The sequence below is a fragment of the Streptomyces sp. NPDC017676 genome, from assembly GCF_044329325.1.
GTDB lineage: Bacteria > Actinomycetota > Actinomycetes > Streptomycetales > Streptomycetaceae > Streptomyces.
The window spans coordinates 1-18,532 of sequence record NZ_JBIRJA010000036.1; the positions used below are offsets into that span (position 1 = coordinate 1).

Sequence of the window (18,532 nt, forward strand, 5' to 3'; positions counted from 1 at the left end):
TGAGCGCTGGCGGGTGGCTGCGCCACCCGCACACCTCGGGTGCTGCGCACCCGAGGTGACGGTCCGTTCGCTGCGCTCCCGGACCGGCGGGACTGCGTCCCGTTACCGGCCTTCGTTTCACTCCGGCCGGGGCCGGCGGGTCCGCTGCGCTCCCCCGCCTGACGGTCCTTCCGGCTGCGCCTCCGGAACCGTTGAGGCCCGCTGACGCGGGCCGGGCTGGCTGCGAGGGATGGGGGTGGCTCGTTCGTGTCGGGTTCCAGTGTAGTGGCTGCATCACGTTGATGCAGCATGTACCGTTGGCGGAAACACGGGACACCTCCAACCACCCATGGCCGGATCGATGTCCAACCAGCAGGAAAAGGGAAACCGCATGTGGAGTGCTCAGGATGTGGCGCGGGATCAGGTTAGGCGCCAGGCGAACGGCCTCGATATGGCCGCCGTTGCGGAGAAGGTCGCGGAGGCCGCTGCCCGCGAGCGTGAGACAGCGGAGCAGTTGAGGCGGGGTGGTTCCTTCTCCGAGTTCGAGATGAACCCGGAGCGGCTGGCTGCCATCTGGGCGGCGAAGCATGTGGAGTGGCAGCGCGTCAGGGACTTGCTGGCTCAGGCCGGTTGGGGCGCGTACGAGCCGGAGCGGGACACCGAGGGCTCCACTTGGGCTCAGGCGCGCGAAGAGCGGCGTGACGGTGCTCTCGCGGCCCGGGCCGCCTTCGAGGCGCGGCGGCGGGAGGAGGCGGATGAGCTGCGGGCGGAGCTGTGGCTGTCTGCCGTGCCCAGTCGGCTGATCCGGGCGGTGGCCGATCGGGCCGGGCTCATGCCTGCCCAGGTCCTGGCGCAGCTCGCGGAGCGGGTCGTGGTGCGCGAGGACGGTACGGTGTCAGTCCCGCCCTTCACGCCGTCCCGGTAATTTCCCGAAGCGGCCAGAAAATGAGTTAGGGGAGGATTGCTAAATGCCGCATATCCAGCTCAAGGAACACCAGGTTGACCAGAAGGCGGCTTTCCGCAAGTGGGTGGGATTTCCTGCAAGGTCATCTGTGCCCCCGGAAGGGGCGCGGGGCACGATCGTGTCCGCGACCGGGTCGGGCAAGACGATCACGGCCGCCGCGTGCGCGCTGGAATGCTTCCCGGGCGGGCGGATCCTCGTGACCGTGCCAACCCTGGACCTGCTCGCGCAGACCGTCCAGGCGTGGCGCCTGGTCGGACACCGCTCCCCCATGGTCGCGGTGTGCTCGCTGGAGAACGACCCGGTGCTCAACTCGCTGGGCGTGCGCACCACCACGAACCCGATCCAGCTCGCCCTGTGGGCCGGGACCGGGCCGGTCGTCGTGTTCGCCACGTACGCCTCCCTGGTGGACCGCGAGGGCATCGACGCACCCGAGGGCCAGCGGAAGGTCCGCGGACCACTGGAAGCCGCCCTGGCGGGCGGAGAGCGGCTCTACGGCCAGCGCATGGCGGGCTTCGACCTCGCCATCGTGGATGAGGCGCACGGAACCGCGGGTGATCTTGGTCGTCCGTGGGCGGCGATCCACGACAACCAGCGGATCCCGGCGGACTTCCGGCTCTACCTCACCGCCACCCCACGCATCCTCGCCTCGCCCCGGCCGCAAAGGGGCGCCACCGGCCAGGAGCTGGAGATCGCGTCGATGGGCCAGGACTCCACCACCTACGGGCCGTGGATCGCCGAGCTCGGGCTCTCCGAGGCGATCGAGCGCGGGATCCTCGCCGGGTTCGAGATCGACGTGCTGGAGATCCACGACCCATCCCCCGTCATCGGGGAGTCCGAGGAGGCGCAGCGGGGCCGGCGCCTGGCGCTCCTGCAGACCGCGCTCCTGGAGCACGCGGCGAAGTGGAACCTCAAGACCGTCATGACGTTCCACCAGAAGGTGGAGGAGGCCGCGGCGTTCGCGGAGAAGCTGCCGGAGACGGCTGCCGAGCTGTACGCCAACGACGCCACCGACGACGACCTGGCCGCCGCCGACAAGCTGCCGAAGTCCTCCATCGACGCCGAGTTCTACGAACTTGAGGCCGGCCGCCACGTCCCGCCGGACCGGGTGTGGTCGGCGTGGCTGTGCGGCGACCACCTCGTGTCCGAGCGGCGCGAGGTGCTGCGCCAGTTCGCCAACGGCATCGACGCGGCAGGGCGCCGGGTCCACCGCGCCTTCCTCGCCAGCGTTCGCGTGCTCGGGGAAGGCGTGGACATCACCGGCGAGCGCGGAGTCGAGGCCGTCTGCTTCGCCGACACCCGCGGCTCCCAGGTGGAGATCGTGCAGAACATCGGCCGAGCGCTCCGGCTCAACAAGGACGGCTCCACCAAGGTCGCGCGGATCATCGTGCCGGTGTTCCTGGAGCCCGGCGAGGACCCGCAGGACATGGTCGCCTCCGCCAGCTTCCGCCCCCTTGTAGCGGTCCTCCAAGGACTCCGCAGTCACGATGAACGACTCGTCGAGCAGCTCGCCTCCCGCGCTCTCTCCAGCGGGAATCGCAAGGTCCACGTCCGGCGAGACGAGGACGGACAGATCGTCGGGGTTGGCAGCAAGGGTGACGGCGAGGACCAGGAGGACGACACACAGGCCGCTGCCGAAGCGGCGCTGCTGCACTTCTCCAGCCCGCGCGACGCCGCGGCCATCGCGGCGTTCCTGCGCACCCGGGTCTACCGGCCCGAGTCCCTGGTGTGGCTGGAGGGCTACCAGGCCCTCATCCGGTGGCGGAAGGAGAACGAGATCACCGGCCTCTACGCCGTGCCCTACGACGTCGAGGTCGAAGTGGGGATCACGAAAGATTTTCCGCTGGGGCGGTGGGTGCACCAGCAGCGGAAGGCGCTGCGGGCAGGTGAATTGGAGGACCGGCGCAAGACCCTGCTGGACGCGCCGGAGGCCGGGATGGTGTGGGAGCCGGGCGAGGAGGCGTGGGAGAACAAGCTCGCCGCGCTCCGGTCCTACCGGCGGGCCATGGGGCACCTCGCTCCGCGTCAGGACGCGGTGTGGGGCGAAGGCGAGGCGATGGTGCCCGTCGGGCAGCACATGGCCAACCTCCGGCGGAAAGGCGTCAAGAACGGCCTGGGCAAGGACCCCAAGCGGGCGGCACAGCGCGCGAAGCAACTGGCTGCGATCGACCCGGACTGGAACTGCCCCTGGCCCCTGGACTGGCAACGCCACTACCGCGTCCTCGCCGGCCTCGTCGAAGCCGACGGCAGCCTCCCCGACATCGCACCCGGAGTGCTGTTCGAGGGCGACGACCTGGGCAAGTGGCTCCAGCAGCAGAAGCTGCCGGCCGTCTGGGCGCGGCTCCTGCCCGAGCAACAGGAGCGGCTTTCCACGCTGGGCATCAAGCCGCTGGAGGCGGCTTCTCCCGCCCCGGCGGCCAGGCGCACGACAAAGGGGCCGAGCAAGGCACAGCAGGCGTTCCAGCGTGGCCTGACGGCCCTCGCGCAGTGGGTGGAGCGAGAAGGCCATCGGCCCGTGCCGAGGGGGCACAGTGAACAGATCGCGATCGGTGGCGAGGCCGAGCCGATGCCCGTGAAGCTGGGCGTATGGGTCTCCAACACCAAGGCCAGAAGGGACCGGCTCACGGCGGAGCAGCTGGACGCGTTGCGGAAGCTGGGCGCGGACTGGGCGTGACACAACCACCAGCAGGTCGCAAAGAGACCCCGGAAGTCATGGCCCGGGGTCTCGTGCTGGCGGCGCGAGACACAAGACCGGGCCCGTGCGTTACCCCAAGTCCACTCCCCTGCTGATCGCGAAGCAGCAGAATCGGACCAACACCCATCACGGTGCCGCCGCACGGGCACCGAAGGATCAGAAGTGCCGTTCCCAAGACAGCGGCACGGGGCGGGGTGTACCGGCCCATGACAGTCGTGCCCGCTGCAGATGCCACCCCGTGTCAGTGACCACGCTCAACACACGACCAGCGAAACAGCCCCGACCTGACAGCCGTCACTGACATCCAACCACTGACACCAGCCCGGCACATCGCAGTGAAGGAGTTACGCAGGAAACGTAGGCGAAAGGCGTGAGACGGCGGTATGAAGTGACTCACGTCATACAGGCGGCCCTATACTGGGCGGTCTCGCCAAGGCCAACTCCCTTATTCTCCAGCTTTGTTGACCATGCGCGACATTGACACCGCCTTGACTGGTCCTGCGTCGGGGGACGATCTATGACCCAGCCACAGCTTCCGCCTCAACGCATGGAAGCCTCCAGACCCGGAGCGCGCCGTCCGGTCGACCCCTGGCTGAGTGAGGCCAGTCGGCTGCTGTGCGCGGGCACGTATCTGCACGTCGGCTACCGGGACGCGGTGATCGACGAACTGTATGTGCACCGCGAGCGGTTCGCCGCACCCTCCTATGGCTTCGACGCCGCCCGTGTCCTCGCCCACGCCCTGCGTGCCCGCCGCCAGGAAGTGGCGTGGGCCGCTGGCATGATCGGCCTGTGGGTGATGACGGCTGTTCTCACCAAAGGGCTGATCATGACGGTGATCTGGCCCATCCTCCTGATCGCGCTGGGTCGTCGGCTGCGCGGTGGCCGTGGCATGGGCGCGGAATTCCCGCAGTTCGCCCTGTTTCGCCGCCTCTTCGCCTTCGTCCTGCGCTGGTATGGGCGCAGCACCCTGTTCTCCGGGTACTTCGCCCTGCTTCGGCTGCTCATCGACGGTCCCGACGAGTACGCGTCCGACACCTTCGACGGGGCTTTCCTCAACCCGCTGCACTATGGCTTCGCCGATGCTGATCGTTTCACGGCCGGGTGCCTGCTCGCACTCCCGCTCCTGCTCGCGTTGCTCAGCGTCTGGCAGCGTGGCCAGTTCGCGCACACAATCGCGACCGATCTGTCCAGGCAGCGCTTCCCGAACGTCGCCGCCGATCCGGCCGAGGCGACGCCCGGAGAGCGGTTCCGCGAACTGAGTCGCTGTATCCGCCAGGAGCAGCACGCGCCGCTGATCCTGTACTCGAAGTCCGATCCGTTCCGTGGTGCGGGACTGCCGTACGAACCCTGGTCCCTGTCGATCGAACTGCGCCCCCGCGTGACGGATGGCGACGCCTCGCCGAACGACGCCCTCAGCAAGCCGGGGGTGACGCCCTCGTCTGCGGAGCGGCTCGACAACAACACGATCCTGGAAAAGATCAAGCCGCTGGTGGAGCAACTGCGGGAGCCGTCGCCCCGCAGTTCCCCGCGCGCGGCCGACGCCGTCATCGACCGGTTGCGTGAACTCGTCGTGGACGAATGTGTTTTCCTGCCCGCTGACGGGCTGCCGGGCCGGATGGCCTTCCCGCACACGCCGGACACGTTCGCGATGCACCGCGCCGACGCCGTGGAGGAAGGCGGCGAGCAGCGTCGGCACTTCCTGCGCATCCGTGTCGGCGGCTGGGACGAAGAGATTGTCGTCACCGTCTTCGTCCGCGTCCACACGCAGGGCGGGATGCTGATGCTGGAGGTCGCGCCGCACGTCCTGCCGCCGGTCAACCCGTTGTTCGGGACCGCCGACCGGATCGCCCACGAGCATCTACACCGTGGGGGTTTCGGCCGCTACGTCTTCGCGCTGCTGCGCATCCCCGCCGCCACCGGCGACGCCCTGCGCGTCCTGGTCCGCGCCATCGCTCAGCAGTGGCGGCAGCTGACCGGCGTCCACGCGGACACGCTGCCGGACGGGCCGGGTGTCTCGGTTCGGGAACTGGGCGCGACCGACGAGGCGACCCTCTTCCAGGAGATGGACATCGCCCGCTATCTGAAGTCCATCCAGGACCGAATCGCAGGCGGGGTGCGCCAGGCGCTGTGGAGCGCGGGGTACGACATCGCTGAGTTCGAGCAGAAGGTCACCCACGTGTTCAACAACAGCGGGACCTTCGTCGGCGGCTCCGTCCAGGGCAAAGGGATCGCCATCGGCGACAACAGCAAGGCCGTCTCCTCAGGCAGCGGATCGTCCAAGGCGTCGCCCTCTGGCGCCGGTGGCGCGTTGAAGTAGCCGGAGAACAAGCAGATGCGGAGCGGGGCCGGTGCAGTCGGTTCCGTCAGCACAACGGAGGGTGACATGAACCATGCGCCAGCGGGGGACGACCCCCACGTCGGTACTTATGTCGGGGGATCCGTCACCGGCAACGGCATCGCGGTCGGTGCCGGCGCCAGTGCGAACTACACGTCGATGCCGGCCCCAGCCGACGACGGACATCGAGCGCTCCTCGAAGCCGTCCGTGCCCTTAGCGAGGATCTGAGGAGATACCCGGTCTCGTCTGAGACGCAGGAGCTCTCCGCGCGCCTGGAGGAGGCCGAGCAGCAGGTGACAGCCACCGGTCGTATCCAGCCTGGCGTACTCGACCGGCTCCGCAGCGCCCTCGACGCGGCGAGCGGAGTTCTCGGCGCGATCACGTCCGCCACGGCTCTCGGTACGGCCCTGGCCGGACTCATCGGGAGCTGAGCCATGGGCGACGGGGGAGCCGGCGGGGTCCGGTGGAACAAGGACACACAGTCGTGGGAGCCGGCGGGCGCGGGCGGTCACCCCGCCCCGCCTCCGCCGCCTGGGAGACCATTCTGGCCCCCGACCACCGGCGGACCGGCCGACTCCGGTGGCGGGGCGCCTGGAGAGCGGCCCGCCACCGAACCGGCAGGCGGCGCTGCCCAGCCGGACCTGCCGTGGCCGTCCTCCGTACCGCCCCAGGCTCCGCGCGGCCGCCAGAGCAGGATCGTCGCCGCCGCGGTCGTCGCGGCGGTCGCGGTCACCGCGCTGGCGGGCTGGCTCGCGGTCGACATGGTGGGGGACGACGATCATGACAAGGCGGGCCGTACCCCGTCGAGCACGGCCGGTGTTTCCCAGGACGGCCAGGCATCATCCTCGGGCACCTCGCCCTCCGACGACACGTACACCACCGCGTCCGAGTCGCCCAAGGTGCCCGCCGGATACCGGCCGGTCGAGGATCCCTCAGGCTTCTCCACCGTCGTCCCCGAGGACTGGACCCGCAGCGAGCAGAACGGCGGCGCCGTCGTCTTCTACACCTCGCCCGACAAGCGCGGCCTCCTGCAGATCTTCGAGGTGGTCGAGGAGGGCTACACCCCAGACGACGCCCTGGACGCCGCCGTCGACGGCCTCTCCAAGCAGCCGGGCTTCGCACAGATCAGCCGAGGGCCCGTCTCTGGGGAGACACAAGCGAGCGAGCTCGTCTACGAGTACAACAACAAGGACCTCGGCGAGCGTGTGAAGGCGGTCGACCGGGTCTTCCAGGCGGACGACGGCCGCCTCTACGCGATGGTCGTCCGTGGCGCGGCGGACGACTGGACTGAGACGCAGGAAACACTGGAGGACGCCAGGTCGGCGTTCACACCGAGCTGAAGCGGCGACCACCAGGAGCACCGCTTCCCTCGGGTCGGCGGCGACGCGGTCGCGGACGACGTCGACGGTGGGAGATCGTGCAGAACATCGGCCGAGCGCTCCGGCTCAACAAGGACGGCTCCACCAAGGTGGCCAGGATCATCGTGCCGGTGTTCCTGGAGCCCGGCGAGGACCCGCAGGACATGGTCGCCTCCGCCAGCTTCCGCCCCCTTGTAGCGGTCCTCCAAGGACTCCGCAGTGGGCAGCACATGGCCAACCTGCGCCGGAAGGGCGGCCTGGGCAAGGACCCGGAGCGGGCGGCACAGCGCGCGAAGCAGCTGGCCGCGATCGACCCGGACTGGGACTGCCCGTGGCCGCTGGACTGGCAGCGGCACTACCGCGTCCTCGCGGACCTGGTCGACGCCGACGGCGTCCTGCCGGCCATCGAACCCGGGGTGCTGTTCGAGGGCGATGACCTGGGCAAGTGGCTGGAACGGCAGAAGAATCCGGGCACCTGGGCGCAGCTGTCGAGCGAGCAGCAGGAGCGGCTGTCCCAGCTGGGCGTGCAGCTGCTTGAGGCGCCGTCTCCCGCCTCGGCTGCCACGCCTACGGCTAAGGGTCCAAGCAAGGCGCAGCAGGCGTTCCAGCGCGGCGTTCAGGCCCTTGCGCAGTGCATCGCCCGGGAGGGCCACCACCGCGTCCCCAGGGCCCACGCAGAAGAGATCGCGGTGGAGGGCGAGGCCGCCTCGGTGGTCGTCAAGCTGGGTGTGTGGGTCTCGAAACCAAGACCCGGCGGTACAAGCTCAGCGCGGAGCAGCTGGACGCGCTGCGGGAGCTGGGCGTGGAGTGGGCGTGAGCCCGGACTCAGGTCCTGTCCGGTCTTCGGGGCAGGACCTGAGTCGGACGGCCTTGTTTTTCAGCCCGTCTCGTCATCGATCAGGCCGTAGGGCGGCTCTGTCTCGTCTCGGCTGAATCGGACGATCACACGGTCCTCGATCAGCTCGGGTGGGCTGTTGTCGGCGACGATGACCTGCGCCCCGTTGCCATGACGTGCCAGCCACTGTGTGAGGTGCCGATAGAAGTCGTCGGTGCTGACAGCGTCCGCGATGAGGGTGTCACGGCCGGTGCCGTGTCCAAGATTCTTCTGAGGGCTGTCGATCATGAGAAAGCCAGGGTGCGATGCCCCGCTCTCGAAGGCCGTTTCGAAGACGGCCAGTTGCCATGCGAGGGTGATGAGCGTCCTAGCTCCTGAAGATGCCACCTGGTAAGGCTCACCACGCACAAAGGGAGTCAGGTCGTTCGCCACGTGAGCCTGGCTGAGTTTGGGATAGTGCCACTCAGTAAGGAGACGACCAAACCGCGTGCTGATCTGCCGGAGCACCTCATTCCGGTCCTGGGTGGCATCACCCAGTTGCGCAAGTTCCTCACGAAGCTGGCCCAGGTTCGCCTCTTGCCGGTTCACGAGTCCAGCCCGCTTGGCCAAGCCTTCTTGGAGTTTGGACGCGGTGTTCAACTGATCGATCTGGCGCGTAACTACCTCTTTGTGGCGATGCAACTCGTCTCGGGCCACGAGGAAGGTGGAGACGGTCGGCGAGGTGGCTTCGTCGAGGGCTTTCGCCGCACGCTGTTCTTCCAAGCTGGCGGTCTGAGCCCGCTGCCTGGCAGAGGAGAGCGAGGCATCGAGTTCCTCGATGTACGTAGTGATCTCTTTGAGCCGGGCCTTCGTCGAACGGATCTCAGCCGCGACGTCCAGCTGCTCAGCTTGTTCGCTGATGTTGTTGCCGGCAGCGGCACCGAGGGTCAGGTCCGGCGCCTCCGGCAAGTCGTGGTCGCACATACTGCAGCGCCCGTCGATGACATGGGGCGGGACAGACAACGGGTTCAAGCAGGCGGGACACGTGCGGACGCGGAGCGGATCAAACAGCTGCCGCGCTTGAGCCAGCATGCCGAGTTTGAGGAGGTCGTCGGCGTATTGGGCGCGCAGGGGAAGCATGCGTGCAAGCTGCGTTTCCCGGTCACGCAGAACGGCGGAGGCTGTGCGGGCCTCCTCTGCAGAGCGCCGGTGGGTCTGGCGCAGCTCTTCGGCGAAGGTGGTGGCGGCGTGGGCCCGCTGATCGAGCTCTTCAAGCTGTGCAGTGATCGACGCCAACTGGCGCTCGGCATCCAGGCGGGTCTGCGGGTCGGTGGCCGTTTCACCGTCTTGTTCGGCGACAAAGGCGGTGGCTGCGGCTAGCTCAGCCCGCGAACGGCTGAGGCGTCCCTCGAGCTGTTTGATGCGTGAGCCGAGTTCTACGGCGCGGTCGTCGTGGACGCCGAAGACGACATCGACGACCTGGCGCAGCTTGTGCTTGCGCGGAGGGCTGTTCTCGAAGAGGAAGTTCTTGTCAGCGACCCGTTCGTTGGGCAGGAAGGTCAGCCACATCAGGTCGCGGATGCTGAGCGGGTCGGTGCGTGATTCTGCGTCGGTTGGCGCTTCCCGCAGTTCTACGCCTTCCAGCTTGCAGTGGCTCAGCAGTAGAGAGGACAGGCTTTGAGGGTCGCCGGCCGGGGCGATGACCTTCCTTTCGATGGTGGCGAAGGAAGGCTGGTCCAATCGTCCGCGTCGGACGAAGGCCACGGTGGAGGGCTCGCCTACAGCGCGTTCAATGATGTGGCTGTCGCCAGAGAGCTCGACTTCCAGCAAGGCCGAGCGGACCTTGCGGAGGACTTCGGGGTGCCTGGGGTGGTTCTTGGCGCCGAGACCATAAGCGACGAACTCCAGGACGGCTGTCTTGCCGGAGCTAAAGGCTCCCGAGATGACAGAGAGATCTTGGACTCGGCCCTCTGTGGTGAAGTCGATGTCGTAGTTACGACCGATACCCACCAGGCGGAGACGTCGTACGCGGATGCCATGTGCTTCGGTCATCGGTCGTCCTCCACAAAGGGCTGCTCAAGTGGCTGAAGTACCGTCCTGCCGCTGTCTACGGTTGCAAGCACGCTGGCGAGAGCTGCGGCGGGCCGGTTGCTGCCGTCGACACGCAGCCAGCCAGCAGTCTCCTTGCGCAGGCGGGCGTCACTGAGACGACGTAGCTTTCCGACGACCATTTCGGCTGCGGTAGTGAAGGATCTGGCGTAGGTCGTGGTGAGGTGAGCGCTCAAATCACGTCCGGCAGAGGTGATGCGGTAGACGAGGCCACCCTGCTCATTCGCGGCGGTGCAGCATCCGTAGGCCACCAGCAGGCTCAAGTCATGCTGAATGCGCTCACGGCGGCTGGTGAAGCGCTGTCCCGAGGACGCGTAGGACAGCACCCGCGGGTCGAAGCCCGCGAGACGCAGCAGGGATGCCTCCCGGCTGTCCGGCTCCACCACCAGGAAGGGGTTCGCGGAGAGGAAGTCGTAGTAAGCGATGCGTTCCAGGTTCGCGCCGGGCGGCTTCTGGTTGGCCATGGCGTTCATGAGAAGAAGGAGCTGTGCCAGCCGGAACTGGACCTCGTCCTCCGGCATGACTACCGGACGGTCGGCGTCCACGGCGACTCCTCATCGTCGGTCGGGGGCTCGTGCCGGGACTGCTGGATGTGTGAATCGGTTTCGGAGTGCGCGGCGGCAACAGTGCGCCAGTGCTTGACCCAGCCGGCCTTTCGGTTGTCCACGAGCCGGTGAACCAGGCCCCAGGCATGCGCTACCTCCAGCCTCAACTGCTTGGGCAGCTGAGGGTGCTCCGCCCGGACGTCAGCCCAGACCAGACTGTGCAGCTTGCGCAGGCTGTCGTCAGCGCAGCACTCGTTGAAGCGGGTCTCCCACACGCCGTGGAGGGTCGCGTCGGTGGACACCAGAGCATTGACCTCCGACGGCACTCCCTTATGGGCGATCTCGCGCGCGACCAGGTCCGCATTGAAGAACTGGCGCTTGGCACCATCGAGCTCAAGATGGCCGGCCTCCCTCATCTGCCTGACGAAGAGCGCAGAGTCGAAGGCAACCGCCTTGTCCTCGTCCACTTCCAGGACGGGTCGGGCTTCCCCGTCAACGGGAGGCACTGCCGTGGGCAGCTCGTAGTATGCGCGGCGCACATGATCAGCTTCCGGCGCCCGCAATCTGACCGTCAGCTGTGTCTCGTCCCACAAGTCGATGACCAGGTTGTGGTCACGTTCCTGGGTCCTCTTCCACTTGTCCCACCACTTCGTGGTCGGCCCATCCATGCTGGAGGGGATACACAGGATCCACATCTTCACCGTGTGCCCGTGCTCGGCCGCCTGCTTGATCACCGACTGGAAGGACTCCCTGATCGTCCGCTGGTGTGTAGCCGCGGTGACGGGATGAAAGTACTTGGACTGCCAGACCGTGATGGAGCCACCGAGGTCGCCAGCGAACGCGTCGATGCCCCAGTCACCCGGGTTGGCTGCGATGGTGCGGACGCCAGGCATGGTGGCGTTGGCGAGCTCGATGATCATTTTCTCGAAGTCGTCCCGGGCCCCGCCCATTCCACCCGTACGCATCTGGTGAGCCACGAAACTGATCGGCGGCACACCAGCCGCCATCGCCACGTGATCTTTCACGGCACCCCCCAGCGCACGGTACCCACCGCTCTCAGCCCGTGCTTCCTCCGTGACGCAAAGTCAGGAGTGGCACCGTAACGCTGTTCTCCTCTATCGATCAAGAGGATGCCCAGGGGGTCTTCCGCATCTAACGGACGCTTACCGCTCCACGCGTCGACCTGAGCGCGAACCCGGCCGGGACGCTGCACCACCCCGGCCAGGTCGGTCTGCTGGCGCGAGGACCTGGCGGACCTGGTCGCCGCCGACACCCCGCTCGGACCCGAGCAGGCCGCCACCCGGCTCGGGGTGCGCAGGGTCGAGTTCGACTGGATGGTGCGGCTCGGCTGGGTCCTCTCCCCGCAGTCGATCGAGGTCCGCTTCGGCACCAGCCGGGCCGGGGCCGTCGACGTCGCGCTCTACACCACGGCCTCCGTCGACGCCGTCGTCCCCGCACACCCGGAGGTCGACTGGCAGCAGCTGCGCGCGGTGGAGAAAGGCCGACGCTCCCCACTCGCTGCGCTGGCGCAGCAGGCCGCCCCGACCTGACCGACACGGTGCGGTCCACGAGGACGCTCCCCCACGGATGCCTGAGTGGGGGAGCGTCCTCGTCTCCGGCAGGTCTGCCTCAGCGGCCCGGAGGCTCGGGGTAGCGCTCGCGGCGCCGGTACGGGTCGTCGACGCCGATCTCGTACCAGGGCTCGCCGCGCTGGAGCCGGGGCAGGGTGTTCACCCACACCGCGACGGCGATGCCCTTCACGTCGTCGGCGAGCGCCTGGAGGCGGTTGTCGAGCAGGTGCTCCTCCTTGCCCGCCAGGACGACGTGCAGTCGCGGGAAGGTCTGGGAGCGGGTGTAGCGGTGGTGCTGCCAGAACGGGAACGTGTTGCCGATCATGCCGCGGGCGCCTTCCCAGACACGGTGCCCGGCGTAGCGCTCGTAGTCCCAGACTTCCTTGGCGAGGCGGGCCTGGGACATGGTGCCGTTGTCGAGTTCGAAGAGGCGCACCTCGCTGGTCTTGGTCGGCAGCGCGAGGACGGCGTCGGTGTTGAAGCTGAGGCCGGTCTCTTTGATGGCGTGGTTGACCTCCACCTGCCAGTCGGTCAGGTGCTTGCGGCCGCCGTAGGCGAGGATCATGTCCGTCACCGCGACGCCGTGCGGCCCGAACCCGGCTCGAACGGCCTTCGCTCCGGTGCCGGCCTTCGGTCGGGGAGGCAGCTCGTTGCCGTCGGCTAGAGCCTTCTGTCCCGCCGCAGTCAGGTTCCAGATCGGGTGCCTGCCCGCTTTGCCGTTCGTCTCCGCCAGCCCCAGCTCCGCCAGCTTCTTCATCGCCCTGCGCACGTACGACCGGCCGTCCGACTCATCCTTCGTGATCACCTGGGCCATCTGCCGGACCGTGGCTATCCGCACGCACCCCAGCATCCGCAACGCATCAGCACGCACCTTGGCCGCAGGGGTGGACTTCTTCCCCTTCGCCGGTGTCTCAGGGGAAGGGAGAGAGGTGTCAGCGTGCCGGAACGTCCCATGGCGGGCGGCGTGAGCTGCGGTGATGGGCACGACGTTGGAATCGTTCGCGGCACCGTTCACGGCACTGGATTCCGGGCCGCCAGGCGGGCGTTCAGCACCCCTTGACCGGCCCGGGCGCGGCTCCGGCTCCGGCTCCGGCTCCGGCTGCCAGGCGCTGCTGATGTACGTCATGGCAAGACTCCTCACACAGGTGGCGCGGGGGTCCGGACGGAAGTCCCCCGTCACCTGGTAGAGGTGTGGCGAACATCGACGGTGTGACACTCCACTGAGCGCCGTTACCGAGCCGTGATCATCAGGCAAGCGCGGAGCAGAGCCCGGAGATTTCTCCTCACCGGCATGGGCGGAATGTCGCAGGTAGCGGAACTGGACAAGGGGCAACGCGGGCACCGGCCAGGCGAGTCCGCTCACCGTCGGTGCTCGGACTCTATCCACAGGCATCTGCTCTGAAGATCGCTTCTGAGGCTGCCGCGATCGGCGCGGCAACCCGTACGTTGAGGAGCCGACATGCCCGTCACCACGCCGCTCGCCCCGATGACCCCGCACGCAGCCATCAGCGCCTTCAGCTACCTCCGGGCCGTCCAGGCCGACGACGCCGACGCCGCCCGCGAGTTCGCCGGCGCCGAACCGCGGATGCCCGAGCTGCTCGTCGACGCCGCGACGCGGATCGTCGTCCCGGTCACCGCGCTGCCCGGCCCCCACGTGGCTGAGCCGTGCGCGGACACCTTCGCCCTGGAGGCCCTCGGGCGCGTCTTCGTGACCTCTCTGCGGACCTGGGCGCAGGCCGGCCCGGAGACGGCGGAAGGCATCGCCCGCGCCGTCATCGACTTCGCGCAGCAATTCCTCACCGAGGACCACGAGAACGTCGCCGACACCCTGCGCCAACTGGAGGCCGTCGGCGTGAGCCAGGCCCTCGATGCGCACCCCGCACCGACCGGTGCGCACCCGGTGCGCCTCACTGCCGTGTAGTGCGCCCGCCGCGCTGTCCATCACGGTGCGCGCCACCGGTGCCGGCGCACCCCGCACCAGGTGTGCCACGGGCGGCGGGCTCCTATATCACGCAGCCCCTTGACCGCGGTCTGATCGACGGCTGGAGGGCGCTGTGGCAAGGAGAAATGGGCCGGGTAGCAGAGGTGGACAAGGGGGCGCACGTGCGGGTAGCAGACCTGGACAAGGGGTCACGCGCGAACCCGGCCGCACCTGGGGGAGGGGTGCTGGTGCGCGCGCCAATGCGGTGCGCGCACCAGGTGCGGTGGACATCGCGGTGCGCACCTCGGCGGCGTCCATCGTCATCCGGTGCGCACTGGAGTAAGTGGAGTCCACTCGGTGGAGCCCATCGGGTGGACTCCACTTCAGTGGCCGGTGTCCGGCATCGTCACCACAGCCAGGCGTTGGAGTGCCGCACTCGGGACAGGGCACGCGCGTCGCGGCGCGCGGCAGCGTTGCCGATCCGGTTCTGCCGGGAGCGGGGCCGGCGCGACTGCGCGGCGGCGAGGCGACGCTTCCCGGCTTCCTGGAGTCGCTTGCGCTGCTTGCGCAGTTCCGCCTTCTTCGCCACCTTCGACTTCGGCTTCCGGGGCCGCTTCCAGATCGGCTGCCACCCCAGGGGCTCGTCGGGCTCGGGCTCCTGGTCCTCGGTGAGCGCGGCGGCCATCTTCGCGCGGTCGGCACGGGCGCGGGCGAGGGCCTCGTCGGGGTTGGGGCGTTCTTCCGGGGTGCTCATGTGACTCCTTTTGTGGTCCGGCCCGGTGTGTGCTGGGTGCCGGGCTGCGGGGTCGTCGCCGGGGCGGGCTGTGGCCGGGGGCCGTGCGTGAGGTCGCGCTCCCGCTTTCCGTCCTGGAGTCTGGCGGCCAGCTTCACGGCGACTTCGAAGGTCCGGCGGGTCTGTTCCACCGTGTCGATGCCGGTCTCCGGCTCCAGAAGGCGGCCGTCTTTCGGGCCGGTGCGGAACGGCCGCGGGTGCGACCTCGAGGCGGCGGGCACGGCGACGGTGCGCGGCCGGGTGCGAGAGCCCAGTCGCTCCGCACGACGCACCGCGTGGACCCGGGCCGTCAGAGCACTGGCGGCGAGGCGGGCCCGCTCGTACGGCGGGGCGGTCCGCTTGCGGGTCAGTGGGCGCAGCACGGCCTGGTCCTCGGTGTCGTACGGGTACAGGGCGCGCAGGTCGGCGGTCATCATCCGTCGGCTGGCCGGGCGGGTGTAGTCGTCGACGACGGTCTGCACGATCTGTTCGTCCAGCCCGGGCTGGTGTGGCCGGCCGCGCAGGACGTAGGAGAGGTGGCGGCGGGCTTCGGCGAGCAGGTGGTGGTGTTTGAACGCGCCGCGCATCACGTACACCACGGCGACGACGTCGACGGCCGCCAGCGCGATGTCGACCACCGGCCGCACCCGCGCCCACACCGCCGCGGCCGCAGCCCGCGCCCGCTCCGCCAGCCGGTCGATGACGTCGGCGCCGTAGGCCCGGATCGCCGAGGTGCGCCATCGCTTGCGCAGCTCGGTCAGCGACAGCAGTTCCGTGCGCTTGGGCGGGCGCGTCTGGTCGGCGGCCTGGCAGGCCAGCGCGTAGGAGGCCCGCTCCCCCGGCGCGTGCCCGTGCTTCTCCTCGTACCTGGCGGTCAGGACGGGCAGCGCGTCCTCGATCTGCTGACGCCGGGTCGACTGCCAGCCGATGAGCCGCCGATCGATGCCCGCGATCTCCATGACCGGCCGGCGGCCGGGCGTCACCTCGCGCGGCTCCCACGCCCACCCGAGCCGGGCGGACACCTCCTCCATGAAGTACAGGATGTAGAGGGTGTCAGCCGCGACGATGTGGACCATCACCGAGTCCGCCGACAGGTTGCCCCACGTCCCCTGGTCGTCCGGCCGCCGGGCACGCACCGAGACGATCGCGTGATCGTGAAGAAGCGGCTTCGAATCCATGGCCCTGGACTCGTAGTGTCGGAAGACCGCGACGATCAGCCCGTCCCGGATCCGGGCGCGGCGCTTGCCACCGCCTCTCCAGCGGATCTCCGCGACTGACTCCCCCAGCCACCCGAGCGTCTTGTCCTCGGCGATGTCATGGCACAACTCCAGCACCCGGCGGTGCTTGTCGTCCATCAGGGCCCACGCGAGGTGCGCCGTCGGCGGGGGCCGGAACGTCAGATCGAAACCCAACCAGGGGGTGCGCTCCTTGGCCTTGTCGGTCTTGGGTGAGCGGTTGTGCTCGATGGGCCTGCCCAGCACGGTCGCCCGCCGGGCCTGCGCCGGGCTCTTGCCCTGCGCCAGGAGAGCGCGCTCGATCCGGTCGGCGTCCGGGTACCGGCCCTCCCCCAGGAGCAGTTCGGCCTGCCTCTCAGTCACCACGTCCCCGTCCTTGAGACCGACCGCGGCCAGGCCCCCGCCCTTCCACACACCGGGTGGGACACCGGCTTCATCCTGAGCGGCGCGCAGCGGCTTGCCCGCAGGGCGGTAGCCATCGCCCACCATCACGCCACGGAAGAGGTACCGGCACCCGTTCCCCGGGCGAACTGGAGACATGCTGATCATCAGCCCATGGAACCCCGGCGCTGACCTGCGCAAAAGCGCAATCCGAGGTCGTTCCCGCCGGGCGGGAGGCCATCACCAAGTCTTTACCGCAGCGCCCGCCAGGCGGACCGTCCGCTCAGCACGCGACAGTAAGCCACCGACCTGTGCACAGTCCGCCGCATGCTGAACGAAATGATCTACGCAGACCCCTGCCCGCTGTGCTCGCGACCGATGCAACCCGAGTTCCGCAGCGTCGGCCGCTCCGCCCAACAGGACCATCCGGCCCGCACCGACTTCCACCCGTACCACTGCGACGGCTGCGAGGCCGCCCGCCCCCAGGAGTGTTACGACGCGATGCGCCCCCGCTACGAGAGCTGACTCCGGCGTGCGAATGCTGCGCCCCGACCGCACGAGCACCACCCACCCCGGAATCCGACTCCAGCCGACACCAACGCCATCGCGCACACACCAGCGCAACACTCCTCCGGCCGCCCACCACTGAGCGCACCACGTCACCGACGCCCTTCAACACGAACAGCCGCTATCGCCCCCGGCCGCCCGGCCGGGGGGCTTCGTGCTTCCTGAAGGAGTTCGCCGTGCCCACCTACGAGGCCACGCCCCGCTTCACCGACGACCACCACCGCCTCACCCTCGAGCAGCGCCACCGCTTCCGCCAGGCCGTGGCCGCCTTCGTCGACGACCTGCGCACGGGACGAGGGCGTTTCCGCGCCGGCCTCCGCGTGAAAGGCGTCCGCAGCGCACCGGGCGTCTTCCAGCTGACCTGGGACGGCAACGGGCGGGCGACCTGGCAGTACGGGCCCGAGATAGTCCAGGGCGTGCAGCACGTTATCTGGCGCCGCATCGGCACCCATGACATCCTCAGCGGCCCGTGACGCCGTACCGCGTCGGGGATCGGCGGGCGGGGGGCAGCCGCTGGCGGGCTCGGCGCCCGCGCCGAAAGGCGGGACGTCCGTGACCGCGACGTCCTGCCGGAGCCGGGCGAAGCGCACCGGGTGCCGCCACGAGCCGCGCTCGAGTGCGGTGTCCACCATGATCTCGGCGACCAGCTCCGGTTCAACCAGTCCGACGTAGGGTGGCTTCCGCGACCCCCAAGGTCGTGGATCCGAATCACACGGTGCAGACCCGGACGCTGCACGCCTACCTGCGCTGGCGCAATGCCAACGCCCGCCACCCCGACATACTCGCCGCACAACGCCGGGAACGCGCTCGCGTCCGCAGTGAGAAGGGCATTCGCTGGGGCGGACGCCCCCTCGCCGGCTCAATCGGCAGCAGAGTGCCGTCCAGCAGCACGAACGCCTTCGACGATGCTGTGCGGACGACCTCCGCAAGGGTCGGCGCGAGAGCTGCCAGAACCTCGACAGCCTCGGTGATGTACCGGTACGCGGTCGTGGTCCCGATCCCGAACCCGGCCGCGAGCTGAGCATACGGGTGGCCATTGCGGAGATGGGCGAGCGTGAGCAGGGCCTGTCGGCCGGCACTCAGGCGCCGCCAGCGGGTACCGAGCTCCCGGCGGCGCTGACGGAGCTTGGCAGACAGGAAGCGTAGGGCAGAGCTGGACACATCAACACCGGACGGGTAGACAAGCACAAGAAGCCTCTGGTGGAGACGGATTTCTTGGTCGAAAACCCATCTACCAGGGGCTTCACCTGTCTGTCAGCCCAACCGCCCGTCCGGCCGGACAGGTTGG

Annotated in this window: 14 protein-coding genes and 4 pseudogenes; 11 read left to right on the forward strand and 7 right to left on the reverse strand. The window is 68.9% G+C overall.

Going from position 1 to position 18,532, the window contains the following annotated elements:
- The first annotated feature begins 340 nt into the window (after nucleotides 1-340).
- From ACH4LD_RS41570 to ACH4LD_RS41595, 6 genes and pseudogenes are all read left to right on the forward strand, one after another.
- Nucleotides 341-904 carry a hypothetical protein gene (locus tag ACH4LD_RS41570; RefSeq protein ID WP_398059424.1) on the forward strand — a complete coding sequence of 188 codons (564 nt, stop codon included), beginning with the start codon at nucleotides 341-343 and terminating at the stop codon, nucleotides 902-904.
- A gap of 43 nt (nucleotides 905-947) precedes the next feature.
- Complete coding sequence (locus ACH4LD_RS41575; RefSeq protein WP_398059426.1) at nucleotides 948-3,614, forward strand: Helicase associated domain protein; 2,667 nt, start codon at nucleotides 948-950, stop codon at nucleotides 3,612-3,614.
- A gap of 568 nt (nucleotides 3,615-4,182) precedes the next feature.
- A complete protein-coding gene (locus ACH4LD_RS41580) occupies nucleotides 4,183-5,952 on the forward strand; it encodes a hypothetical protein (RefSeq protein ID WP_398059428.1) in 1,770 nt (589 codons plus the stop codon).
- Between the two features lie 66 nt (nucleotides 5,953-6,018).
- Entirely contained in the window at nucleotides 6,019-6,402 is a 384-nt protein-coding gene (locus ACH4LD_RS41585; RefSeq protein ID WP_398059430.1) for a hypothetical protein, read from the forward strand.
- Nucleotides 6,403-6,405: 3 nt separating this feature from the next.
- Nucleotides 6,406-7,311 (forward strand): hypothetical protein, encoded by a 906-nt coding sequence (locus ACH4LD_RS41590; RefSeq protein WP_398059432.1) that lies wholly within the window; start codon nucleotides 6,406-6,408, stop codon nucleotides 7,309-7,311.
- A gap of 71 nt (nucleotides 7,312-7,382) precedes the next feature.
- Nucleotides 7,383-8,146: pseudogene (locus ACH4LD_RS41595) on the forward strand (helicase associated domain-containing protein); the annotation flags it as partial.
- 60 nt (nucleotides 8,147-8,206) lie between these two features.
- On the opposite strand, the gene ACH4LD_RS41600 reads toward ACH4LD_RS41595, so the two are convergent.
- Genes ACH4LD_RS41600 through ACH4LD_RS41610 form a run of 3 tightly spaced genes read right to left on the reverse strand, consistent with a single transcriptional unit; the run spans nucleotide 8,207 to nucleotide 11,822 of the window.
- Nucleotides 8,207-10,195 carry a DNA recombination protein RecN gene (locus tag ACH4LD_RS41600; protein ID WP_398059434.1) on the reverse strand — a complete coding sequence of 663 codons (1,989 nt, stop codon included), beginning with the start codon at nucleotides 10,193-10,195 and terminating at the stop codon, nucleotides 8,207-8,209.
- Nucleotides 10,192-10,797 (reverse strand): ABC-three component system middle component 2, encoded by a 606-nt coding sequence (locus ACH4LD_RS41605; protein ID WP_367479989.1) that lies wholly within the window; start codon nucleotides 10,795-10,797, stop codon nucleotides 10,192-10,194. The genes ACH4LD_RS41600 and ACH4LD_RS41605 overlap by 4 nt, the downstream gene beginning before the upstream one ends.
- Entirely contained in the window at nucleotides 10,776-11,822 is a 1,047-nt protein-coding gene (locus ACH4LD_RS41610; RefSeq protein ID WP_398059436.1) for a serine/threonine protein kinase, read from the reverse strand. Before ACH4LD_RS41610 ends, ACH4LD_RS41605 begins: the two co-directional genes overlap by 22 nt.
- A gap of 152 nt (nucleotides 11,823-11,974) precedes the next feature.
- On the opposite strand from ACH4LD_RS41610, the pseudogene ACH4LD_RS41615 reads away from it, so the two are divergent.
- Nucleotides 11,975-12,347 (forward strand): annotated as a pseudogene (locus ACH4LD_RS41615) (hypothetical protein); the annotation flags it as partial.
- A 79-nt stretch (nucleotides 12,348-12,426) separates the two neighbouring features.
- Here ACH4LD_RS41615 and ACH4LD_RS41620 read toward each other — a convergent pair.
- On the reverse strand, nucleotides 12,427-13,761 hold the full coding sequence (locus ACH4LD_RS41620) for a replication-relaxation family protein (protein ID WP_398059492.1): 1,335 nt from the start codon (nucleotides 13,759-13,761) through the stop codon (nucleotides 12,427-12,429).
- Between the two features lie 66 nt (nucleotides 13,762-13,827).
- On the opposite strand from ACH4LD_RS41620, the gene ACH4LD_RS41625 reads away from it, so the two are divergent.
- Complete coding sequence (locus tag ACH4LD_RS41625; RefSeq protein WP_398059438.1) at nucleotides 13,828-14,289, forward strand: hypothetical protein; 462 nt, start codon at nucleotides 13,828-13,830, stop codon at nucleotides 14,287-14,289.
- 406 nt (nucleotides 14,290-14,695) lie between these two features.
- Here ACH4LD_RS41625 and ACH4LD_RS41630 read toward each other — a convergent pair whose 3' ends face one another.
- Nucleotides 14,696-15,043 carry a hypothetical protein gene (locus tag ACH4LD_RS41630; protein ID WP_398059440.1) on the reverse strand — a complete coding sequence of 116 codons (348 nt, stop codon included), beginning with the start codon at nucleotides 15,041-15,043 and terminating at the stop codon, nucleotides 14,696-14,698.
- Nucleotides 15,040-16,785 (reverse strand): MobF family relaxase, encoded by a 1,746-nt coding sequence (gene mobF, locus ACH4LD_RS41635; protein WP_398059442.1) that lies wholly within the window; start codon nucleotides 16,783-16,785, stop codon nucleotides 15,040-15,042. Before mobF ends, ACH4LD_RS41630 begins: the two co-directional genes overlap by 4 nt.
- Nucleotides 16,786-17,004: 219 nt before the next feature.
- Between mobF and ACH4LD_RS41640 the strand changes: the two genes are divergently transcribed.
- From ACH4LD_RS41640 to ACH4LD_RS41650, 3 genes and pseudogenes are all read left to right on the forward strand, one after another.
- Nucleotides 17,005-17,202 (forward strand): hypothetical protein, encoded by a 198-nt coding sequence (locus ACH4LD_RS41640; RefSeq protein ID WP_398059444.1) that lies wholly within the window; start codon nucleotides 17,005-17,007, stop codon nucleotides 17,200-17,202.
- A 218-nt stretch (nucleotides 17,203-17,420) separates the two neighbouring features.
- Nucleotides 17,421-17,717: a hypothetical protein gene (locus ACH4LD_RS41645; protein ID WP_398059446.1), complete on the forward strand. Its 297-nt coding sequence runs from the start codon at nucleotides 17,421-17,423 to the stop codon at nucleotides 17,715-17,717.
- A gap of 230 nt (nucleotides 17,718-17,947) precedes the next feature.
- A pseudogene (locus ACH4LD_RS41650) lies at nucleotides 17,948-18,097 on the forward strand (IS630 family transposase); the annotation flags it as partial.
- A gap of 5 nt (nucleotides 18,098-18,102) precedes the next feature.
- Here the strand turns inward: ACH4LD_RS41650 and ACH4LD_RS41655 are convergent.
- A pseudogene (locus ACH4LD_RS41655) lies at nucleotides 18,103-18,432 on the reverse strand (transposase family protein); the annotation flags it as partial.
- Nucleotides 18,433-18,532 lie beyond the last annotated feature (100 nt).

Bases quoted from the DNA above. Each gene is read 5' to 3' on its own strand.
- ACH4LD_RS41570 (WP_398059424.1), top strand. From the start codon at position 341: ATGTCCAACCAGCAGGAAAAGGGAAACCGCATGTGGAGTGCTCAGGAT.
- ACH4LD_RS41630 (WP_398059440.1), bottom strand. From the start codon at position 15,043: ATGAGCACCCCGGAAGAACGCCCCAACCCCGACGAGGCCCTCGCCCGC.
- ACH4LD_RS41590 (WP_398059432.1), top strand. From the start codon at position 6,406: ATGGGCGACGGGGGAGCCGGCGGGGTCCGGTGGAACAAGGACACACAG.
- ACH4LD_RS41600 (WP_398059434.1), bottom strand. From the start codon at position 10,195: ATGACCGAAGCACATGGCATCCGCGTACGACGTCTCCGCCTGGTGGGT.
- mobF (WP_398059442.1), bottom strand. From the start codon at position 16,785: ATGGTGGGCGATGGCTACCGCCCTGCGGGCAAGCCGCTGCGCGCCGCT.
- ACH4LD_RS41585 (WP_398059430.1), top strand. From the start codon at position 6,019: ATGAACCATGCGCCAGCGGGGGACGACCCCCACGTCGGTACTTATGTC.
- ACH4LD_RS41580 (WP_398059428.1), top strand. From the start codon at position 4,183: ATGGAAGCCTCCAGACCCGGAGCGCGCCGTCCGGTCGACCCCTGGCTG.
- ACH4LD_RS41625 (WP_398059438.1), top strand. From the start codon at position 13,828: ATGCCCGTCACCACGCCGCTCGCCCCGATGACCCCGCACGCAGCCATC.
- ACH4LD_RS41620 (WP_398059492.1), bottom strand. From the start codon at position 13,761: ATGCCTGTGGATAGAGTCCGAGCACCGACGGTGAGCGGACTCGCCTGG.
- ACH4LD_RS41575 (WP_398059426.1), top strand. From the start codon at position 948: ATGCCGCATATCCAGCTCAAGGAACACCAGGTTGACCAGAAGGCGGCT.
- ACH4LD_RS41640 (WP_398059444.1), top strand. From the start codon at position 17,005: ATGCTGAACGAAATGATCTACGCAGACCCCTGCCCGCTGTGCTCGCGA.